General features: G+C 46.0%; 18 protein-coding genes and 1 tRNA gene. 13 read left to right on the top strand and 6 right to left on the bottom strand.

Going from position 1 to position 22,227, the window contains the following annotated elements; genetic code table 11:
* The first annotated feature begins 9 nt into the window (after positions 1-9).
* From A3GA_RS0104355 to phoU, 7 genes are all read left to right on the top strand, one after another.
* On the top strand, positions 10-1,107 hold the full coding sequence (locus A3GA_RS0104355; RefSeq protein WP_018026171.1) for a polyamine ABC transporter substrate-binding protein: 1,098 nt from the start codon (positions 10-12) through the stop codon (positions 1,105-1,107).
* A 106-nt stretch (positions 1,108-1,213) separates the two neighbouring features.
* The gene (locus A3GA_RS0104350; RefSeq protein ID WP_018026170.1) at positions 1,214-2,335 is read left to right on the top strand and encodes an ABC transporter ATP-binding protein; all 1,122 of its coding nucleotides are present in this window, start codon (positions 1,214-1,216) and stop codon (positions 2,333-2,335) included.
* On the top strand, positions 2,332-3,243 hold the full coding sequence (locus A3GA_RS0104345; RefSeq protein WP_018026169.1) for an ABC transporter permease subunit: 912 nt from the start codon (positions 2,332-2,334) through the stop codon (positions 3,241-3,243). The genes A3GA_RS0104350 and A3GA_RS0104345 overlap by 4 nt, the downstream gene beginning before the upstream one ends.
* Positions 3,243-4,043 (top strand): ABC transporter permease subunit, encoded by an 801-nt coding sequence (locus tag A3GA_RS0104340; RefSeq protein ID WP_018026168.1) that lies wholly within the window; start codon positions 3,243-3,245, stop codon positions 4,041-4,043. The genes A3GA_RS0104345 and A3GA_RS0104340 overlap by 1 nt, the downstream gene beginning before the upstream one ends.
* Before the next feature lie 122 nt (positions 4,044-4,165).
* Positions 4,166-4,513, top strand: a complete 348-nt coding sequence (locus A3GA_RS0104335) for an arsenate reductase family protein (protein WP_018026167.1) — start codon at positions 4,166-4,168, stop codon at positions 4,511-4,513.
* Positions 4,510-5,190, top strand: coding sequence for a ribose-5-phosphate isomerase RpiA (gene rpiA, locus A3GA_RS0104330; protein WP_018026166.1), 681 nt, complete (start codon positions 4,510-4,512; stop codon positions 5,188-5,190). The genes A3GA_RS0104335 and rpiA overlap by 4 nt, the downstream gene beginning before the upstream one ends.
* A 60-nt stretch (positions 5,191-5,250) precedes the next feature.
* Positions 5,251-6,009, top strand: a complete 759-nt coding sequence (gene phoU / locus A3GA_RS0104325; RefSeq protein ID WP_018026165.1) for a phosphate signaling complex protein PhoU — start codon at positions 5,251-5,253, stop codon at positions 6,007-6,009.
* A gap of 991 nt (positions 6,010-7,000) precedes the next feature.
* Here phoU and A3GA_RS0104320 read toward each other — a convergent pair.
* The 3 genes from A3GA_RS0104320 to A3GA_RS0104310 form a co-directional block, all read right to left on the bottom strand.
* Complete coding sequence (locus tag A3GA_RS0104320; RefSeq protein WP_018026164.1) at positions 7,001-9,175, bottom strand: malate synthase G; 2,175 nt, start codon at positions 9,173-9,175, stop codon at positions 7,001-7,003.
* 96 nt (positions 9,176-9,271) lie between these two features.
* Complete coding sequence (locus A3GA_RS0104315; RefSeq protein ID WP_018026163.1) at positions 9,272-10,876, bottom strand: isocitrate lyase; 1,605 nt, start codon at positions 10,874-10,876, stop codon at positions 9,272-9,274.
* Positions 10,877-11,262: 386 nt separating this feature from the next.
* A tRNA-Arg gene (locus A3GA_RS0104310) sits at positions 11,263-11,340 on the bottom strand.
* A 245-nt stretch (positions 11,341-11,585) separates the two neighbouring features.
* On the opposite strand from A3GA_RS0104310, the gene A3GA_RS0104305 reads away from it, so the two are divergent.
* Complete coding sequence (locus A3GA_RS0104305; protein ID WP_018026162.1) at positions 11,586-13,886, top strand: heavy metal translocating P-type ATPase; 2,301 nt, start codon at positions 11,586-11,588, stop codon at positions 13,884-13,886.
* A 68-nt stretch (positions 13,887-13,954) separates the two neighbouring features.
* On the opposite strand, the gene lexA is transcribed toward A3GA_RS0104305, so the two are convergent.
* Together lexA and A3GA_RS0104295 are read right to left on the bottom strand one after the other, a co-directional pair.
* Complete coding sequence (gene lexA, locus A3GA_RS0104300) at positions 13,955-14,611, bottom strand: transcriptional repressor LexA (protein ID WP_026156793.1); 657 nt, start codon at positions 14,609-14,611, stop codon at positions 13,955-13,957.
* Positions 14,612-14,705: 94 nt separating this feature from the next.
* On the bottom strand, positions 14,706-15,905 hold the full coding sequence (locus A3GA_RS0104295) for an amino acid aminotransferase (protein WP_018026161.1): 1,200 nt from the start codon (positions 15,903-15,905) through the stop codon (positions 14,706-14,708).
* Positions 15,906-15,998: 93 nt separating this feature from the next.
* Here A3GA_RS0104295 and uvrB point away from each other — a divergent pair, with 93 nt between their 5' ends.
* The 4 genes from uvrB to A3GA_RS0104275 all read left to right on the top strand — a co-directional run bounded on the left by uvrB (position 15,999) and on the right by A3GA_RS0104275 (position 20,017).
* Positions 15,999-18,026: an excinuclease ABC subunit UvrB gene (gene uvrB, locus A3GA_RS0104290; protein WP_018026160.1), complete on the top strand. Its 2,028-nt coding sequence runs from the start codon at positions 15,999-16,001 to the stop codon at positions 18,024-18,026.
* A 69-nt stretch (positions 18,027-18,095) separates the two neighbouring features.
* Complete coding sequence (locus A3GA_RS0104285; RefSeq protein WP_018026159.1) at positions 18,096-18,635, top strand: hypothetical protein; 540 nt, start codon at positions 18,096-18,098, stop codon at positions 18,633-18,635.
* 17 nt (positions 18,636-18,652) lie between these two features.
* Positions 18,653-19,168, top strand: coding sequence for a DUF2478 domain-containing protein (locus tag A3GA_RS0104280; RefSeq protein ID WP_018026158.1), 516 nt, complete (start codon positions 18,653-18,655; stop codon positions 19,166-19,168).
* Between the two features lie 27 nt (positions 19,169-19,195).
* Positions 19,196-20,017: a class I SAM-dependent methyltransferase gene (locus A3GA_RS0104275; RefSeq protein ID WP_018026157.1), complete on the top strand. Its 822-nt coding sequence runs from the start codon at positions 19,196-19,198 to the stop codon at positions 20,015-20,017.
* Positions 20,018-20,062: 45 nt separating this feature from the next.
* Here the strand turns inward: A3GA_RS0104275 and A3GA_RS0104270 are convergent, their stop codons facing one another.
* On the bottom strand, positions 20,063-20,965 hold the full coding sequence (locus tag A3GA_RS0104270; RefSeq protein ID WP_018026156.1) for a recombination-associated protein RdgC: 903 nt from the start codon (positions 20,963-20,965) through the stop codon (positions 20,063-20,065).
* 177 nt (positions 20,966-21,142) lie between these two features.
* On the opposite strand from A3GA_RS0104270, the gene recA reads away from it, so the two are divergent.
* Entirely contained in the window at positions 21,143-22,219 is a 1,077-nt protein-coding gene (gene recA, locus A3GA_RS0104265; protein ID WP_018026155.1) for a recombinase RecA, read from the top strand.
* Positions 22,220-22,227 lie beyond the last annotated feature (8 nt).

Below are 22,227 nucleotides of genomic sequence, written 5' to 3'. Positions count from 1 at the left end.
TTTGCTCAGATGAAACTGAAGTCAATTGGTCTCGCTTTAATGTTTTCCACCCTTGTTGCCGGCACTGCTACCGCACAAGATGATAATGTCGTCAATGTCTATAACTGGGCTGAATATACTGCACCCGATACAATTCCTGGTTTTGAACGTGAAACCGGCATCAAAGTCCGTTACGACACCTACGATACCAATGATATTTTACAAGCGAAGTTATTAACTGGTAAGTCTGGCTATGATGTGGTTGTACCAGCCACTCACTATGCAGCGCGTCAGATTGAGGCCGGTTTACTACAAAAGCTAGATAAATCCAAAATCCCTAACTGGAAGCATTTGGATCCAGATATTATGGCCGTGGTGGCACAAGTCGATCCGGGCAATGAATACTTAATCCCTTGGGGTTATGGCACCAATGGTCTGGGCTATAACGTGACCAAGGTCAAAGAAATCATGGGTGAGGACTACGATTTTCGCGACTGGTCTAATTTATTCGATCCTGCCAAGGTAGAAAAGCTACGCAGTTGTGGTGTGTCTATTTTGGATGAGGCGGCACAGGTTTTCCCAGCCGTTCTACATTATTTAGGCAAGGATCCTAATAGTTCTGAAGAGGCGGATTACCGTGAGGCGATAGAGGTTTTGAAAAAGATTCGTCCTTATGTGCGTCAGTTCAGCTCCTCTGGTTATATCGATGAGTTAGCTTCTGGCGACTTATGCTTTGTCTATGGTTTTAATGGTGATGTGATGATTGCTGCTGACCGAGCCAAAGAAGCGAAGCGTGACTTTGAGGTCGCTTACTTTACGCCTAATGACGGTGCGCCAGTATGGTTTGATACCATGGCAGTACCTAAAGATGCCCCTAACTTTGATAATGCAATGAAGTTTATTAACTACATTGAAACACCCGAAGTACATGCGGCGATTACCAATGAAATGTTCTTTACCAATGCGAATAAAAGCGCACGTGAACATGTTTTACCTGAGCTAGCAGAAAATGAAGAGTTATACCCGAGCGCTGAAAAGGCTAAAACACTCTTTGTGATTAAGCCTCAGCCGATGAATATTCTTCGTTTACAAACCCGCTTATGGGCTGAGCTAAAAGCAGGACGCTAGTTGTTAAACAAGCGATAAGCTTTGCTTTTATCAATGGCCCGTAGGATTAAGACTTTCTTAATTGACGGGCCATTAATCAATTTTAGCAAGAGGAATTGAGATTACTATGACTGATGGACGCATAGCGACGACAGCAACGACTGATGACGAGTTTTTAAAACTGGTCAATTTAAAAAAGATTTATGGTGAGGTAGTAGCAGTTAAAGGGGTGGATCTAACTGTTAAGCGCAATGAGATATTTGCACTGTTAGGTAGCTCGGGTTGTGGTAAGTCCACCTTATTGAGGATGTTAGCCGGTTTTGAAAAGCCCACCTCTGGTCAGATTTTTCTTGACGGTGTTGATATTGCCAATGTGCCGGCCTATAAGCGCCCGGTAAATATGATGTTTCAGTCCTATGCCTTATTTCCACATATGACGGTAGAGGCTAATGTCGCCTTCGGACTAAAGCAAGAGGGCGTCGATAAGCAAGAAATTCATCAGCGTGTGTTTGAGGCTTTGGATTTAGTGCAAATGGCCGGGATGGCGCGTCGTAAACCATCGCAACTCTCCGGTGGTCAGCAACAGCGTGTGGCCTTAGCGCGCAGCTTGGTTAAGCGCCCTAAATTACTGTTATTAGATGAGCCGATGTCGGCCTTAGATAAGCAAATCCGTCAAAAAACACAGATTGAGCTGACTAAAATTATTGAACAAGTGGGCGTTACGTGTATTATGGTGACCCACGATCAGGAAGAGGCCATGACCATGGCCAATCGCTTAGCCGTGATGACTGCCGGTGAAATTATTCAGCAGGGTACACCAAAGGATGTGTATAGCTTCCCTAACTCGCGCTTTGTTGCCAGCTTTATCGGTAATACCAATATTTTCAAAGGGCGAATTGTGGTGGATGAGCCGGATCACGTGTTAATTGAATCCGATGATTTAGAAAGCCCGCTCTATGTGAGCCACGGGGTCAATGAGCCTTTAGGGATGGAAGTCTATGTGTCTATTCGTCCTGAGCAAATTCGTGTCTTGACAGAAGAACCGGATGATTCGGTTAACGTGGCCTATGGTGTGGTGACGCACGTAGCATGGATGGGTAGCTATATGCTTTATCAAATTGAGTTGGATTCTGGTAAGGTGGTGGATGCCAGTATGCCAGCGCGTATGGCCTTAGAGGATGCACCCAGCATTGACGATGAGGTGTATATTACCTGGGGGCCGGATAGTGGGACGGTATTAGCATCATGACGAGATTAGCTGCTTTATTTTCTTGGTTGCCGACGCGGGAGCGCTTAAGTATTGTGCCGCCGTTTGTCTGGCTGATTTTGACATTATTGATACCTTTTTTAATTGTCTTAAAAATCAGCTTTGCGGAGTCTATTTTTGGGCAGCCGCCATATTCGCAATTATTTGAATATAAATCCGCTGTTTTGCGCTTTTCGCTGTATTTAGAAAGCTATATCACGCTATTTACTGATACGATTTTTGTAGAGGCGTATATACGCTCCATTAAAATGGCAGCAATCACCACCTTATGTTGTATTTTGATTGGCTATCCCATGGCTTATTTTATTGCCCAAGCCAATCCCAAAACACGGAACTTATTACTGCTGGGCGTGATTTTGCCATTTTGGACCTCCTTACTGTTGCGGGTCTATGCATGGGCCGGCATTCTGCGCAATGAGGGTTTGCTCAATAACTTTTTAATTTGGCTTGGCGTTATTGATACGCCGATTGAGCTTTATCGTACGGATATTGCTGTGTATATCGGTTTGGTTTATACCTATTTACCCTTTTTTATTTTGCCACTCTATACCAATCTATTAAAGCATGATCAGCGTTTAATTGATGCGGCCTATGATCTGGGCGCGCGACCGATTAAAGCATTTATTACCATCACCTTACCTTTATCGATTTCTGGCGTGATAGCGGGTGCGATGTTGGTCTTTATTCCTTCAGTAGGTGAGTATGTGATTCCTGAGTTATTAGGCGGTACCAATACCTATATGATTGGTCGAGTGATGTGGGATCAGTACTTTACTAACTCCAATTGGCCAATGGCAGCAGCCATTGCCGTGGTGATGCTATTGATTTTATTGATTCCTTTGGTATTGTTCCAGATTAACCAGGCTAAGCAATTGAAGGAGCAAAACTGATGAGACTAAGTACCTTGTTTAAATACTTTGTGTTTATCGTCGGTTTCGGGTTTTTATATTTACCGATTCTGTCCTTAGTGGTTTTTTCCTTTAATGACTCTGCACTGCAATCGACTTGGACCGGCTTTTCTTTGCGTTGGTATCAAAGCCTGATGAGTGATACGAATCTTTTAAAAGCGGCTTGGTTATCCATCAAAATTGCTGTACTTTCAGCCACAGCAGCGGTGATTGTGGGTACCTGGGCGGCTTATGTCCTAGTCCGTAAAGGGCCTTTTTTAGGTTTTCCACTCTTTATCGGTATGTTAAATGCGCCGTTGGTGATTCCGGAGGTGATCTTGGGTGTGTCAATTTTATTGATGATTATTGAGCTCAGATCTATTATCGGTTTCCCCGCAGAAAATGGCATGTTTACCATTTGGGTTGGTCATGTGGTGCTGTGTGTTGCCTATGTGTCGGTGGTGGTTGCCTCACGTATTCGGGAGCTGGATCGTTCGCTTGAGGAAGCGGCGATGGATTTGGGTGCGACCCCGCTAAAGGTATTTTTTAGCATTGTGCTACCCCTAATTGCACCGGCGATGGTGGCTGCTTGGTTACTGGCCTTTACTTTATCGATGGACGATGTGGTGATTGCTTCCTTCCTTAATGGACCAGGCTACACTACCTTGCCAGTCGAGGTGTTTTCCCGTGTGCGCTTAGGCATTAAACCCGAGGTCAATGCCTTGGCGACGATCATGATATTTATCGTTGGTGTTTGCGTGATCATTGGTAATCGTTTACAGTTTAAAAAGACTGACAGTTAAACTGATGTAATTAGCGGCCGTTTCAGGCCGCTAATTACTTGTTTAACTAGCGATCATAGCGTATTGTTTGAGCGAGATAGTCTGAGTCGCAGCAATTCGATGAAACAGTAAAGGGTATATGAATGTCATTTCAAATAGTTGGTTTAAAGCGTTGTAGCACCTGTGTTAAGGCAAAAAAGTGGCTTGAAGCCCAGGGGCATGAGGTGCTTATGATTGATGTGCGCGAGCAGGTGCCGAGTGCTGAACAATTAACAACCTGGGCAGCCGCCTTAGGTTGGGATAAACTGATTAATAAGGCCTCGCAGACATGGCGTCAATTAGACGATAGCGCTAAAGTGTTGAATAGCGAGGCGGATCACATTGCCTTAATCCAAGCCCATCCCAGCGTGATGAAGCGGCCTTTACTGATTTATCCGGGTGGTTTTAAATTAGGCTTTTCAGAAGCCTCTTATCAGGAGTTCGTGGCGTGAGTTTAAGTCAGGATCAATTAAAGCAGCAAGTAGCAGAGGCTGCCGTAGCCTATATTCGTGAGTTTTTTACGGCCGATGCCGTGATTGGTGTGGGCACCGGTTCCACCGCAGACAAGTTTATCGATGCCTTAGCACCATACAAGGATCAGTTTAAGGGCACCGTGGCCAGTTCAGAACGTACGGCAGCACGTTTACAAGCGCATGGTATCCAGGTCTTTGAGTTAAATGAGATCGATTCGATGTCGGTGTATGTGGACGGTGCGGATGAGGTGAATCCCAAATTGCAGATGATTAAGGGGGGTGGTGGTGCCCTAACGCGTGAGAAAATCGTTGCCTCAGTGGCCGAGCGTTTTGTTTGTATTGTAGATGATTCTAAGTGGGTTACGCATTTAGGTCGTTTTAAGATTCCCCTAGAAGTGATTCAGATGGCAAAGCACGCCGTTACTAATCAGCTTAAAGCCTTGGGGGCGAGCGAGGTGGTAGAACGTAGCGGCTTCATTACGGATAATGGCCATCCTATTTTAGATGTGGCTGGCTTTCAATTAGCCGATGCAGCTGCACTAGAGCAGCAGATTAATCAAATCCCGGGAGTGGTGACTTGCGGTTTATTTGCACTGCGTCCGGCCAGCGTTGTTTTAATGGCAGCACCGCAGGGCGTCAAAGTTATCACGGCCTAATGTCATTGAGTTGTCATAATCTACTATTACAATGTAATAATTTTCAATATGGAGTGTCAGATGATTGAACAGCACACAAGTACCCGTTACGGCGAGTCTTTAGAGCAAATTCGTTCTCAGTTTCTACGCATGGGCGGCTTGGTTGAGTCCATGATTAATGACGCAGTTGAAACGCTTAGCTCCGGTAACACGGCATTAGTTGAGCGCGTCATGGAGTATGAAATTGAAGTAAACAACTTGGAAGTCGAGATTGACTCCTTGATTACTCAGGTGATTGCACGTCAACAACCGGCAGCGATTGACTTACGTTTGCTTTTATCGGTCACTAAAATGTTAACCGACTTGGAGCGTTCTGGGGATGAGTCCGAGAAAATGGCGCGTACGGCCAGACGCCTGATCGAGCAACAAGCTCGTTTTGAGCCCATTGTTGACCTAAGTTATATGGGTAGTCTGGTGGTCAAAAACTTGCATGATGTACTGGATGCATTTGCTCGTTTCGATCCTATCGCCGCTGCTGAAGTGGTGCGTCGTGATAAAAAGATTAATAAAGAGTGGCGCAGCGTGTTACGTGAAACCAGTAGCTTTATGATTGAGGATCCACGTACCATCAGCTCCGCTATCGATTTAATGTTTATGGCACGTTCCTTAGAGCGTATTGGCGACCATGCTAAAAACATGGCTGAGCGTGTGATTTATACGGTTCAGGGTGAGGATGTGCGTCACACTGGTAATAAAAACGTACTGAAAGTCGCTAGTAGAGACAGTATTAATACATCGTATGAGACGCAAGAGGAAGAGGGCGACTCTGCTGAGAGTTAAATTGTCGTCATCGTACGGCCTCCATTGATGTCTCAAAGACCTGTGCTGAATTTTTCGCCAGGTCTTTTTTTTGCTGTTAATAATGTGCTTTGTGAGTGTAAGTTAGTTCACACCCATGGCGTATGTCTTATGCTCACCGCTAGCACTTATGCTCACCGCTAGCAAGTTACGCGGTGTTGCTTCAAATCTTATCAAAGCTAATATCAGCTGCTAGATCAATGGGATAGAGCGCATTCATCAGTTAATACACAAAGTTTATCCACAACTTTTGTGGTTAATCTATGGTGATTAAATCAAGGCATGCTAGACGTTTTATAGGTGGTTTAAAACCTTAGGAGCCTCGACCACAGTCGCGCTAGCTAGACACCTTAATGTTATCCAAAAAATAGCTAGCTTATTGATTAATCACGATTTTTTGTTTTTACCTCTGGCTTGCATTGGCCTTGTCGACTGGCCTCAAGCGGTACGCATGCTTAGTATGTAATCAAGTGTGACTTAAGCTTATAAATCAATCACATAGCTTGAAGTCATCAAGCAATACACAAAGTTATCCACAACTTTTGTGGTTAATCTGTGCTCATTAAATCAGGGCGTGCTAGACGCTTTATATGTGATTTGAAACTTTAGTAGCTTCGATCACAGTCGCGCTAGCTAGACACCTTAATGTTATCCAAAAAATAGCTAGCTTATTGATTAATCAAGGTTTTTTGTTTTTACCTCTGGCTTGCATTGGCCTTGTCGACCGGCCTCAAGCGGCACGCATGCTTAGTATGTAATCAATTGTGACTTAAGCTTATAAATCAATCACATAGCTTGAACTCATCAAGCAATACACAAAGTTATCCACAACTTTTGTGGTTAATAACGGATACTGGTGGAAAAGTGTATTGGGAGCTTCAATAGAGAATATAAAGACAGCAAAAAGCCCATGTGCATTGTTGCGCACATGGGCTTGAGCTAATTGACTTGCTTAGTTAAAACGATGCTGTGATTAAGCCTTTTTAACTTCAGCGCGCCAGTAATGCAGTAAAGGCTCAGTGTAGCCGTTAGGCTGTTCTTTACCTTTAAAGATTAGGTCACTCGCCGCTTTGAAGGCAGCGGAACTTTGCTCATTGCCTGACATTGGACGGTATAAAGGGTCGCCAGCATTTTGTTCGTCAACGACTTTAGCCATGCGACGAAGTGCGGCGTCCACATCCGCTTCACTGACCACGCCATGGGCTAACCAGTTGCAAATATGCTGACTGGAGATGCGTAGCGTTGCACGATCCTCCATCAAGCCGACGTTGTGAATATCAGGGACTTTTGAGCAACCTACACCCTGATCTACCCAGCGTACCACATAGCCTAAAATACCTTGGCAGTTGTTATCCAGCTCTTCTTGCTTTTCAGCATCAGACCATGAGGTATCCGTAGCGACCGGAATCGTTAATAAATCGTCCAGATAGTCCGTCTTGTCTTTTGCTTTTTCGGCTTGTACATCGAATACATTCACTTGGTGATAATGCAAGCTGTGGATAGTCGCACCGGTAGGTGAGGGTACCCAAGCGGTGGTAGCGCCAGATTGTGGGTGGGCGATTTTCTGTGCTAGCATGGCTTTCATAAGATCAGGCATGGCCCACATGCCCTTACCGATTTGTGCTTTGCCCTGCAGACCACATGCTAAACCAACCTGCACGTTATTGGCTTCATAGGCTTTGATCCATGGCGTTGCTTTCATATCACCTTTGCGGATCATTGGGCCAGCGAGCATTGAGGTGTGAATTTCGTCACCGGTGCGGTCTAAGAAACCGGTATTAATAAACACGCAACGCTCTTTTGCCTCGTAAATACATGCTTTAAGGTTAACCGAGGTACGACGCTCCTCATCCATAATCCCCATTTTGAGGGTGTTTTTAGGCAGCTTAGCTACACGCTCAGCCGCAGCAAAAAGCTCATTGGCAAAAGCCACTTCCTCAGGGCCGTGCATTTTAGGCTTAACTATATACACACTGCCATTGCGGCTGTTTTTATTGCTATCGCGTGCCTGATCGTAGCCCGCAATAATGGCGGTGACGACGGCATCTAAAATGCCCTCAGGGATCATATTGCCTGCTTCGTCCAACACGGCAGGGGTAGACATCAAATGACCCACATTGCGGCAGAACAATAGGGAGCGGCCTGGTAGTTTAAAAGGCTTTTGCTCGCTCGCACTTAAGTACTCGCGATCTTCGTTTAAACGACGGACAAAGACTTTACCGTCTTTAGCAATTTCTTCGCTTAGTTCACCGGTCATTAGGCCTAACCAATTACGATAAATTAAGGCTTTATCAGGACCGTCAACAGCAGCTACCGAATCTTCAAAGTCAATAATGGTGGATAGTGCCGCTTCCATTACAATATCCTTAATCCCGGCGGGATCTTGCTGGCCGATGGGGTGATTTTTATCGACTAGAATATCGAAATGTAAGCCGTTATGTAAGAAAACCATTGAGCTAGGTGCCGCGGCATCGCCATTAAAACCAACGAAGAGCTCATTATGCTTTAGCGTTGTTTCATGGTCATTGTTTAGTCTTACTTTGAGCTCACCATTTTCAATGCGGTAAGCAACGGCATCTGCGTGTGAACCCTCAACGAGCGGGATGCTCTCATCTAAGAAGCGACGCCCGAAAGCGATGACTTCAGCCCCGCGCTGTGGATTATATTCGCCAGTGGGCGCTAATTCACCGTCCTGATCAATGGCATCGGTGCCGTAAAGCGCATCGTACAGGCTGCCCCAGCGTGCATTGGCTGCATTGAGGGAGTAGCGGGCATTGGTTGCGGGTACGACGAGTTGCGGACCGGCTTGTTCGGCGATTTCACGGTCAACATTTTCTGTGCTGATCTTAAAATCGGCCGGTGCATCGACTAAGTAGCCAATTTCTTTTAAAAAGGCTTTGTAAGCCTCCATATCTTGAATAGGGCCAGGATTCTGCTGATACCATTGATCGATTTTTGCTTGTAAGGCATCACGCTTTTCAAGTAAGGCCTTGTTTTTTGGTGCTAGTGCTTTTACCAGATCGGAAAAGTTTTTCCAAAACTCATCACGGTCCAACTTGTGGGGGTGATTGGCTAAGATATCATTATTAATCAAATTGAAAAGTGTCTCTTCAACTTGTAAAGATTCTATTTTCTTGTACTGAGTCATAACATCATCCAGAAAAAGTGTTAAACGAAATTGGCTTGCCGTAGCAAGCCAATTTCAAGACATAGAACGATTCGATAATAAAGCTTCTAATTTGATTTAGAAGTTGAATTGGTTCATTGTGTTGTCTTTACCAGAGGCTTTAAGTGCCGCATCACCTGAGAAGAACTCTTTGTGGTTATCACCGATATCAGAGCCCGCCATATTTTGGTGCTTAACGCAAGCAATACCCTGACGAATTTCTTCACGCTGAACACCTTTCACATAGGCAAGCATCGCTTCTTCAGGCGAGAAGTAGCCCTTGGCTAAGTTATCGGTTGAAAGGGCTGCGGTGTGGTACGTTGGTAGGGTGATCAAGTGGTGGAAAATACCAGCTTGAGCAGAACCGTCTTTTTGGAAGCTGCTAATTAGCTTATCAGCCTCTTCGCATAGCTCAGTACCATCATACTCGGCGCTCATAAGTGCATCACGTTTGTAGGCAGAAACGTCTTTGCCTTCTTCCTGCCATTTGTCGAAGACCTGCTGACGGAAGTTAAGTGTCCAGTTGAATGATGGGCTGTTGTTGTAGACTAGCTTCGCATTCGGCACGACCTCGCGAATACGATCCACCATCGCTTTAATCTGACCTACATGAGGCTTCTCAGTCTCAATCCAGATCATATCAGCACCGTTTTGCAGTGAGGTGATGCAGTCAAGTACGACGCGGTCCTCACCAGTGCCCTTACGGAATTGGAAGAGATTGCTCGCTAAACGCTTAGGTCGTAATAATTTACCCTCACGCTTGATGATAATATCGCCATTAGCTAATTGATCAGCAGAGATTTCCTCACAGTCTAAGTAGCTATTGTACTGATCACCTAAATCACCTTCTTCATGTGTGATAGCGATTTGCTTAGTTAAGCCAGCACCTAAGGAGTCGGTACGAGCCACAATCACGCCGTTAGGAATACCTAACTCTAGGAAAGCGTAGCGCACGGCATTGATTTTGGATAAAAAATCGTTGTGTGGCACAGTTACTTTACCGTCTTGGTGACCACATTGCTTCTCATCCGATACTTGGTTCTCGATCTGAATCGCACATGCACCGGCCTCAATCATTTTCTTAGCAAGTAAGTAAGTCGCCTCTTCGTTACCAAAACCAGCGTCAATATCCGCAATAATCGGCACAACATGGGTTTCAAAATTGTCGATTTGGTCGATGATTTCAGCTTCTTTTGCTTTATCGCCAGCTTCACGAGCAGCATCTAAGGCCGTGAAGAGTAAGTCTAATTCACGTGCATCGGCTTGACGTAAGAAGGTGTAAAGCTCCTCGATCAAGTCAGCAACAGAAGTTTTCTCGTGCATTGACTGATCCGGAAGTGGACCGAACTTAGAGCGTAAAGCAGCTACCATCCAGCCGGATAAGTATAAATACTTCTTATCCGTGGTTTTGAAGTGCTTTTTGATAGAAATTAATTTTTGCTGAGCAATAAAACCGTGCCAACAACCCAAAGACTGAGTGTATTTAGATGGATCAGCATCGTACTCTTCCATGTCTTTACGCATAATATCAGCAGTGTAACGTGCGATATCCAGACCATTTTGGAAACGGTTCATAATACGCATACGTGCAACAGCATCCGCATTGATAGCGTTCCAACCAGAGCCGGCTTGATTAATTTCTGCTTGAGCCTTTTGAACTTCAGCTTGATAGTTTTGAGTCATAACACTCTCCCTGTTGATTAATAAAAAATTTGTTGCGTTGTAGCGTACTAACCTAGTAAATTTGCTTATTTTTGGTCTTATACAAGACTTAATGCCTTGATAATACTAGGTTAGAAGCAGTCTTATATAAAACATAAGACTTATTGATGCATAGCAATAAATTAACGTAAAAAGCGACCGATGTAAATAGCAATTTCCCTTAGATTATTAAATTAAGGGAAAACCATAGTATTTCGTATTATTCGCTTAGGTAGAGTGACCTTGCTATCTGAAAAAACGGATATAGGCATGTGAAAAGGGCTAGGAGGGGATTGCTAAGCCTAAACTAAACTATCTTGGTGCAATAATGAAAAAGGGCCACTTCATTTGAAGTGACCCTTTAAATCTGGCGCGCCCGGCAGGAATTGAACCCACGACCTCTTGGTTCGTAGCCAAGCACTCTAATCCAACTGAGCTACGGGCGCTGAATTCATAATTATATGGTGCCTATTTGTATTTGTGAAGTGTTTTTTTATAAAAAGTATGGCTTTTAATATTAACTGTTGTTTTTTCGTATGATAATAGGGGAACGGTCCTGGTCTTTAGCGTATAAGCGGCAGTGCCTATATCAATCAGGACTTAAAATATACGATTTCGATAGTATCTAATCTAATGCGCCTTGGTTTTAAGGGTAGTGTCAGAACAATGCATTTATTTGGAGTAAATCAGTATGTCTAATACGCATCTAAGCATGACCATTGAGGGTATGACATGTGCCTCGTGTGTAGCCCGCATAGAGCGGCTAGTGGGACGTATGGAGGGCGTAGCAGCAATTAATGTCAATTTAGCCACTGAGCGAGCGGATATTGTTTTGGATGCCACTGCGCCTGCCGAGATTGATGCGATTAAGGCGGTGATTCATAAAGCTGGTTTTAGCGCAACGGTATTGCCCCAGTCCTCGATGACAGGGACTGAGTCCGAGGCACGCTCGCCTGTTGACAGCTCATGGGTGGAGCAGTTAGCGCAACGCAAAGATCGAGAAGAAGCGCTTTTAAAAAGGGATTTGATCGTTGCCTTGCTGCTTAGTCTACCGGTGTTTATTTTGGAGATGGGTGCGCATTTAATACCCGCCATGCAGCAATGGGTGGAAACTCGTATCGGTTTGCACAATAGCTGGTATTTACAATTTTTATTAACCAGCTTGGTATTAAGCTTTCCCGGTCGCCGCTTTTATCAAATCGGTATTCCTGCCTTATTGCGTATGGGACCAGATATGAATTCCTTGGTTGCTATCGGTACGCTAGCGGCTTATGGTTTTTCAGTGGTAGCCACGTTTTTCCCTTTTGTGTTGCCTGCGGCTTCAGTCCATGTCTATTATGAGTCGGCAGCGGTGATTGTCACCTTGATTTTATTCGGTCGCTATTTAGAGGCTAAAGCCAAAGGTCGTACCTCAGCAGCAATTCAGCGTTTAGTTGGGCTCCAGCCCAAGGAGGCCCGGGTACTACGTAACGGCGAATGGCAGCAAATAGCGCTCGCAGAGGTGCAGTTAGATGATGTGTTACAAGTGCGTCCCGGTGAACGAATTGCGGTAGACGGTATCTTGCTGGAGGGGCAGAGCTTTGTTGATGAGGCCATGATTAGCGGTGAGCCGATTCCCGTTGAAAAAGTGCCGGGTAGTCAGTTAATTGGCGGCACCATTAATCAGCAGGGTGCTTTTACTTTTAAGGCAAGTGCTGTAGGAGAGAAGACGGTTTTGTCGCAGATTATTAGTTTGGTAGAGCAGGCACAAGCGGCTAAATTACCAATTCAATCGGTCGTCAATCGCGTCACCTATTTCTTTGTGCCAGCGGTCATCTTATTAGCCTTTATCACCTTTGTACTATGGTTGGTATTAGGACCGCAACCAGCCTTAAGCTATGCGCTTGTCAATGCCGTGGCGGTATTGATTATTGCTTGCCCATGTGCGATGGGCTTGGCGACACCGACTTCAATTATGGTGGGTACCGGGCGCGGTGCCGAGTTGGGTGTGTTATTTCGCAAAGGCGATGCCTTACAAAGCCTTAAAGATGCTAAGGTAGTGGCAGTCGACAAAACAGGTACCTTAACCCTGGGGCGTCCAACCATGACGGCACTCGAGACTGCTGCGGGCTTTCAGCGCTCTGAGGTATTAGCCTTAATCGCTGCAGTAGAGCAGCAATCTGAGCATCCGATTGCGCATGCGATTGTGGCAGCGGCTGAGGCTGAAGGGCTGAGCCTTCCTACACTAACTCAGTTTGAAGCCATTAGCGGGATGGGGGTAAGAGCGCAGGTCGAGGGTCGCAGCGTTGCGATCGGCGCAGATCGCTTCATGCGCTCTTTAGGCTTAGATCCTAGTCAGTTTGAAGCGACTGCCTTGCGTTTAGCGAATGAGGCTCAGTCGCCGATGTATGCAGCTATTGATGGTAAATTGGCTGCCATTATTGCGGTCTCCGATCCCATTAAGGAGAGTACCCCCGCAGCGGTTCAGGCCTTGCACGACTTAGGTCTTAAGGTAGTGATGATTACTGGGGATAAGCAACAAACTGCGGAAGCCATCGCTAAGCGTCTTGGTATTGATGAGGTGGTGGCAGAGGTGTTGCCGCAGGATAAACTGGAGCAGATTAACGCTTTACGTAAGCAATATGGTGCGGTTGCCTTTGTGGGTGATGGGATTAATGATGCACCAGCACTAGCTGAAGCCGATGTGGGTATTGCCATCGGTACCGGTACGGATGTGGCAATGGAAGCGGCGGATGTGGTGCTGATGTCGGGTAGCCTAAATGGCGTGCCTAATGCCCTTGCTCTTTCGCAGGCGACCATAAAAAATATCCATCAGAACTTATTTTGGGCCTTTGTCTATAATACAGCGCTAATACCCGTGGCGGCCGGTATTCTCTATCCGTTTAAGGGGATCTTGTTGTCGCCTATGTTTGCTGCTGGGGCAATGGCTTTGTCAAGCGTCTTCGTGCTGACGAATGCCTTGCGTTTAAAAAGCTTTAAAGCGCCTCTATAGGCTAGTTGTACCGGGGAGCGTAGTTTATGATGCATATGGTGAGCGCTCACCCGCTATAAAAATTAAAATTAGTTTAGGCTTCTAATTAATCCTACTGCTAAGCCCTCAATCGCAAACTCATCTTGGGGAGTGACGATAATGGGCGCAAAATGCTGATTTTCGGCGATGAGCGTGATGCGATTTGCACCCTTTTGAAAGCGCTTAACCGTCACATCGTCATTAATCCGGGCCACGATAATTTGGCCATTATGTGCGGATTGGCTCTTTTTAACCGCTAGTAAGTCGCCATCATAAATTCCTATATCAATCATCGACTCACCGCGTACACGCAGCAGATAGTCGGCCTTATCTTCAAACATGGCAGGATCGACAGGAATCTCCTTTTCAATATGTGCTTGCGCCAAGATGGGGCTACCCGCAGCAACTCGACCGATCAAGGGTAGGGTAGTCAGTCGCTCGCTTAATTCGGCTGCGGCAGCGCTTGCCGTGGCGGGAGTCGTAGCTTCTAAGTCGGGGTTTAGTCGTATGCCACGAGAGGTGCCAGGTGTCAAAATAATCGCGCCTTTTTTAGCTAGGGCCTTAAGATGATCCTCGGCTGCATTAGCAGAGCGAAAGCCTAAGCTCTGAGCAATCTCGGCGCGTGTGGGTGGAAAGCCAGTGCGACGAATGCTGGCTTGAATCAGGTCAAAGACTTCCTGCTGTCGGGCAGTGAGTTTGATGCTCATGGTACTCCGAAATAGAAAATGACTGTACATCTGTACAGTCATTTTCTATCATAATGCAGATAAATGCAAGCACTATTTAGACCACAGCCTCTGATTAAAGCACAGTTGCAATGGCCTTAGCGACATAATCAATGTTGTTTGAGTTTAATGCGGCGACACAAATACGACCCGAATCCACGGCATAAATGCCGAATTCCTCACGCAAGCGTTCGACTTGACTCTTGGTGAGACCAGAGTAGGAGAACATGCCATTTTGCGCCAAAATAAAGGAAAAGTCCTGGCTCACGCCAGCCGCCTTGATCTTTTGAACTAATTGTTCGCGCATGCTACGAATACGGCAACGCATCTCACTCAGCTCCTCTTCCCATAGGGCGAATAGCTCGGGTGAGTTAAGTACACTGGCGACCACCGTTGCTCCATGCGTTGGTGGATTAGAATAGTTGGTACGAATTACGGTCTTAATCTGACTCAATACCTTAGTCGCAATCTCTTTAGAATCAGTAGTGAGGGTTAATGCGCCGACACGTTCACCATACAGTGAAAAAGACTTGGAAAATGAGGAGCTAACTAACATCTCAATGCCAGATTCAGCAAATAGACGTACCACTTGGGCATCTTCCTCAAGTCCCGCACCAAAACCCTGATAAGCAATATCCAAAAAGGGGATAAGCTGACGCGATTTGATAATCGCTAAGAGCTCCTGCCATTGGGCTAAGCTAGGATCCACACCGGTTGGATTATGGCAGCAGGCATGTAAAATCAGAATGCTGCGCGGTGCCAAGCTTTCAAAATGTGCCTTCATCGCCTCAAAGTCCAAGCTGTGTGTGGCAGCTGAATAATAGGGATAAGTAGCCACCTGAAAGCCGGCGTTTTCAAAAATAGCGCGGTGATTTTGCCAACTTGGATCACTGATATAAACGGTCGCATCCGGGACGATCGTTTTTAAAAAATCTGCCCCGATTTTAAGCGCACCGGTACCACCGATGGATTCAATAGTGATTGCACGACCTTCAGCGATCAAGGAGGAGTCTGCACCTAAAAGAAGCTTTTGGGCACCTAGGTTATAAGCAGCCAAGCCCTCAATTGGTAAATAGCCGCGTGGCAAAGCCCCCTCAAAATGTAATTGCTCAGCGGTACGTACGGCTTTGAGTAAAGGCAGGCGACCAGCGTCGTCACTGTAAACCCCAATGCCCAGGTTGACCTTTTGCGGGCGGGGGTCGGCGTTAAACTGCTCATTAAGACCTAAGATAGGATCGCGTGGAGCCATGGCCACGTTTTGGTATAGACTACTCATCGTATGTACACACCTGATTTTGAAAATAAAGAATAAAAAAGCGATAATGGTTTATTGCCCAATGGGCGCATCCACAGCAAATAATTATATCAAATGAGCCAAGCAAAATTTGTAGAATTTCCTAATAGCCCCTTTCAACTTTATCAACCATTTCCACCTGCCGGCGACCAACCAGGAGCGATTGATACGCTGGTTGAGGGGATTAATGACGGCTTAATGTTTCAAACATTATTGGGGGTCACTGGTTCGGGTAAAACCTATACCATGGCCAATGTGATTGCCCGCTTAGGTAGGCCAGCGTTGATTTTGGCCCCGAATAAAACCTTGGCGGCACAGCTTTATGCGGAAATGCGTGAATTCTTCCCGCACAATGCGGTGGAGTATTTCGTCTCTTACTATGATTATTATCAACCAGAGGCCTATGTGCCAGCGCGTGATTTATTTATAGAAAAAGACTCTTCGGTAAATGAGCATATTGAGCAGATGCGCTTATCGGCGACCAAAAGTTTATTGGAGCGACGTGACACCATTGTGGTAGGTACGGTGTCGACAATTTATGGTATCGGTAATCAAAGCGATTATCATGCGATGATTTTATTGCTTAGACGGGCTGATGAAATCCCTCGTAACGAGCTATTGGCACGGCTAGTAGCCATGCAGTATGAACGTAATGATATGGACTTTAGCCGCGGTACCTTCCGAGTACGGGGTGATGTGATTGATATATTCCCTTCGGAAAACGCTGAATTAGCAGTGCGCTTAAGTATGTTTGATGATGAAATTGAGCGCATTGAGCTATTTGATCCCTTGACTGGGCGAGTGCGTCAGGAGATTCCTCGCTTTACGATTTATCCAAGTTCCCATTTTGTGACGCCGCGGGCTACTATTTTGCGGGCGATTGAAACCATTAAAGAGGAGCTGCGGGAGCGCAAGCAGTATTACTACGATCAAGGCATGTTGGTTGAGGCGCAGCGGATTGAACAGCGTACCTTATTTGACTTGGAAATGATGCAGGAGTTGGGCTTTTGTAAGGGCATTGAAAACTACTCGCGACACTTGTCAGGCGCAGCCCCGGGTGAGCCACCGGCTACCTTAATTGATTATTTACCACAAGACGCCTTGATGTTTTTTGATGAGAGTCATGTCATGATGGGACAATTACGCGGCATGTACCGTGGTGACCGTTCGCGTAAGGAAACGCTAGTGCAATTCGGTTTCCGTTTACCCTCCGCCTTAGATAATCGCCCCTTAAGAATTGAAGAATTTGAGCAACGCATGCGCCAAAGCGTGTTTGTTTCTGCTACCCCGGCTGACTATGAGTTGGCGCATTCAGATCAGGTGGTGGAGCAGGTGGTACGACCGACGGGTTTAGTGGATCCGGTGGTTGAAGTGCGCTCTGCACTGACTCAGGTGGATGATTTGCTGGGTGAGGCGAAAGAGCGTATTGCCGTGGGTGAACGCGTGTTAGTGACGACTTTAACTAAACGTATGGCCGAGGATCTGACCGAGTATTTAGAGGAAAATGGTCTGAAAGTACGTTATTTGCATTCGGATATTGATACGGTGGAGCGGGTTGAAATTATTCGTGATTTGCGCTTGGGCACCTTTGATATTCTAGTGGGCATTAACCTCCTAAGAGAGGGCTTAGATATTCCAGAGGTATCGTTGGTGGCGATTTTGGATGCGGATAAGGAGGGTTTTTTACGCTCCGATCGTAGCTTAATTCAGACCATTGGTCGTGCCGCACGTAACTTAAACGGTAAAGCGATTTTATATGCGGATCGCATCACTGACTCCATGGCTAGAGCGATTGATGAAACCGAGCGACGTCGCCTTAAGCAAATCACCTTTAATGAGGAGCATGGTATTACCCCAGTTGGGGTGCATAAAGCAGTTAAGGAGATGATTGACGGGGTAATGACACCGTTGGAGGAGCCTAGCATGGCGCTCTCACAAGATGATATAAAGCGCTTTATTAAGGACGAAAAGGCCCTCAGTCGAGAGCTTAAGCGCTTAGAAAAACAAATGTTGGATCATGCCAAAAACCTGGAGTTTGAACAGGCGGCGGTGGTGCGTGATCAGTTACAACGGTTAAAGCAAGAAGTTTTGTTAAACTCATAGGGCTCTACTGGGGTTTTCTTATTAATCCAGGTATGATTAGTTTTTAATTTAGTTTATTCAATGTGATCGATGCGTATTACTCCGCTTTCTAAAAAAATCATTGTTATTGTTGCTGCGGTTACTTTTGCCTTGGTGGCTTTGGCGGGTCTGATGCCGCCAACCAAAAGTTTACCCGAGGAAATCCCTGCGGCGCCTCAAGAAATAGAAGAGGGCAAGGTGATTAGCAAGCAAAAGCAGGAAGAGATTATGGTACGTTCACTGACCAATTTCTCGCATGATATTGACGATGATTTGCAACATGGCGCTCAATACACAGGCTACATTAAAGGTGCGGGTAATGCCATTTTTCGACTGCATGCAACGGCTGGTCAGGAATTGCTAGCGGAGTTGGCGGCTCAGGAAAGTCAGACCTTTGAGATGCTCCTATTTAGTAATGTCAGCAGTAGTGTGTATACCTTGATTAGCGGTGAGCCTTATACCATTCCCGCCACCGGGCTGTATGAAATACGTTTAGTATTCCGCACGCATATTGAATCAATTCAAGCTCAAGAGGCTGAAAATCAACAGGCAGTGCCCCAGCTCTTTAATATTTCCTTAAGATTAAAATAAATGGCAGCGAGTAGGTGATGAAAAATAAACCCTTAGCAGTGATAGTCTTTGAAGATGATGGTAACGAAGCGGTGATGACCATGTGGAATGCGGTTGCCGCAATGAAGCAAAGGCAGCTCAGGGTGGGTGGCTTATTAAATAAAAAAGACGCTGCGGGTGGCTATATTGGTGAGGTGATTTGCTCGGTGAATGACGATCGTGAATACACGATACTTGTTAGTCGAGGTGCCGGTGCTAGTGGGTGTCGGCTTGATAGCGTGGCGTTAGCAGAGTCCAGTGAGGTACCTCGTGAGGCTTTGGATCAAGGGGTAGATGTCTTAGTGATTAATAAATTTGGGGTTGCTGAGGCAGAGGGCAATGGCTTACTTGCGGAAATGACACGCGCCGCCAGTGAGGGGGTGCCGGTGCTAGCAGCTGTACACCAAAAATATGCTGATGCTTGGCGCAGTTACAGTGGTGACTTAGGAGTTGAGCTCTTTCCTATGGTAGAGGAAGTGATGGCTTGGTTGGATGCACAACTCGCCGAGGATTAGCCCGATTTGAGCAAAAGGAGGAGCCATATGTCACAACGTCGCATTTTACCAGACCTTGATATGAGCCAATGGTATAAAGATTATATGGCGCACATTGGCTTTGCAGAGCAGCCGCCAGCACGTTGGGATCAGCGTGCGCATTCCATGCAGCAAAAAGGGCTGGTGGTCTCCCCCTATATCAAAGCCTTTATGGACCGCATTGATTTTAACGGTATCGCTACGGTGCTAGATGTGGGTTCGGGTAATGGTGTTTTAGCCATGCAAATGGCGCCCTTGGTTGAGCATGTCTATTGCCTAGACTATAGCCGTGTGATGTTAGATTATGTGGAGCTTAATGCGCGTGCTGCCGGGATTGAAAATATCAGTACCATCCACTTAGCCAAAGAAGATGATTGGCAAGGCAAGGTGCCTCAGGTGGATATATTAATATCCTCACGTTCAGGTTTAGATGCGGATGTAGCGGCATTATTTGCTAAGTTTCACCGCTACGCTAAAAAGCATATTTACTACTCCTACTTGGTGGGTGGTCGCTTTGATCAGCCAGTCATCGCTGAGCGCTTAAATAAGCAGCAAGCGCCTTATCCTGATTATATTCATATTGTTAATGTGCTCTATGAAATGGGCATTGACCCTAGCCTAAGCTTTGTACAAGCGGCCGGTCGTTTGGCAAGCTGCACCGATGAAGCCGCTTTTTTAAAACAAATGGAGCAGCAGTACGGTCAGTTGGAGGCGGAGCAAATCGCCTTATTAAAAGACTTTTTTGAAGCAGAAAAGTCACATTTTGGTGATGCTAAATACGGGATGAAATGGACCTTAATTGATTGGCCCGTGCCATCATCCATGGGCTAGCACACTGCCTAGAGGAGTGGCTTAGCCCGTGATGACTTGGACCGCCTATGATTGCTTTTTCTCACCACCAAGGGCGCTGCTAAGATCCTCAAGTAAGCCTGAAAATTCCTTGCACATCAAGGTCATATCCGCTTCATAGCGTTCAATCTCATCGGCGCCACTCGGGTTGCGCTGTTCATCTAGAATGTCCAACGCCTGTATGCGCTTAATTTCCATGGTGTCATTCAGTACAAAACTGATACGATCGCGCCAAGTTAAACCAAGCTTAGTGACAATTTTACCGCTCTCAATATGCTTAGTTACTTCCTCTTGGCCTGGAATCACATTGCTAAAACGTACCGTCGCACGATCCTCTTGGGTTGATTTAAACTCCACCTGAGGTTCCAAATTAAAGCTTGCCGGCGCCTCATCACTAAAGATCCATTCTGTCATCGCGGTGCTAGGAGAGACTTCGGTCATAAAAGACTGAATTGGCATGGGGTCTAAGGCCTTGACTAATAAGGAGATGACCTCATCGGCCTTGGCTGCGGTGCCTGCATCAATATAGAGCCAGTGATTTTCCAAATCCAAGCAGACACGGGTTTGCCTAAAAATGCTAAATGCCTTAGGAATGAGGGTGTCAGTGACCATCTCCTTAATCTCACGCATTTGCTTACGACCTGGCTTATAACCTTGTTGCTCCTCAACTTCGAGTGCTTTTTCACGGGTAAATTGGTTAATTACACTGGCCGGTAGTAGTTTTTTTTCTGCTTGTAAGCAAAGGAAATAATACTGGCCCAGCTCATACACTAAGCCACTTTCCGCCAGCGGAGTAGTCCAGCCGAGTTTGGTGTCTGGTCCCGGGCTACCTTCGACAAAGGCATGTGCCTGTAACTTTTCCTCCAAGTCTTGGGCAGAGATTGTCCAGTCAGGATTGAGACGAAATAGTTTGAGATTTTTGAACCACATATTTTTGCCAAAAAGCTAAGTGTAGCACTTAATACTAAGTCGTAAGAAAAACACAAGGGGTAGATAAAATTAGCAATACTGTGCAAATATACAGTATAATTAATGGCATAATGATTGCACCGTAGCAGAGCAAGTACCGCTACATCAGCACCATAATTTAATTTTAAGGAAAATTGCATGAGTAAAAAAGCAACTAGTGTGGCTAATGACGAGCGTTCAAAAGCCTTGGCAGCAGCCTTATCCCAGATTGAAAAGCAATTTGGTAAGGGATCCGTGATGCGCTACGGTGATAATGAGGTCCAGCACGATATTCAGGTTGTGTCTACCGGTTCCTTAGGCTTGGATATTGCTTTAGGTGTCGGCGGGCTGCCGCGTGGTCGTGTGATCGAGATCTATGGTCCGGAGTCTTCAGGTAAGACCACCTTAACCTTACAGGTGATTGCTGAGATGCAAAAGATCGGCGGTACGTGTGCTTTTATTGATGCTGAGCATGCCTTGGACGTGCAGTATGCGGCTCGCTTAGGGATTAATCTTGAGGATCTCTTGATTTCTCAGCCAGATACAGGTGAGCAGGCGCTTGAGATTACTGATGCCTTAGTACGTTCTGGTTCAGTGGATTTGATCGTGATTGACTCGGTTGCCGCTTTAACGCCACGTGCTGAGATTGAGGGTGATATGGGTGATAATCTACCCGGTCTGCAGGCACGTTTGATGAGTCAAGCGCTACGCAAATTAACTGCCTCCATCAAGCGCACCAATTGCATGGTGATCTTTATTAATCAGATTCGTATGAAGATCGGTGTGATGTTCGGTAGTCCTGAAACCACCACTGGGGGTAATGCACTGAAGTTCTATTCTTCGGTACGTCTGGATATCCGCCGCATTGGTTCAATTAAACGTGGTGACGAAACCATTGGTAATGAGACTCGTGTTAAGGTGGTCAAAAATAAAGTCGCCCCTCCGTTTAAGCAAACCGAGTTTGATATTATGTACGGTACCGGCATTTCACGTGAGGGTGAGATTATTGACCTAGGAGTGAAAGCAGGGATTGTGGATAAAGCCGGTGCCTGGTATAGCTATGAAGGCACCCGTATCGGCCAGGGTAAGGACAATGTGCGTGAGTATTTACGAGAAAATCCTGCCATGGCAATGGAGATTGAGAATAAGATCCGCGAGGACTTAGGCATTATCCAACGTGCCATGTCGACCGATCCGGTTGAGGGTGCAGACGCCGAATCGCCTGAGGAAATCTGAGTCAATTA

This window comes from Oligella urethralis DSM 7531 (assembly GCF_000372065.1).
In the GTDB taxonomy this organism is placed as follows: Bacteria; Pseudomonadota; Gammaproteobacteria; order Burkholderiales; family Burkholderiaceae_B; genus Oligella; species Oligella urethralis.
Note: the sequence above shows the minus strand (reverse complement) of the source record. Positions and strands in the feature narration are given on the sequence as shown.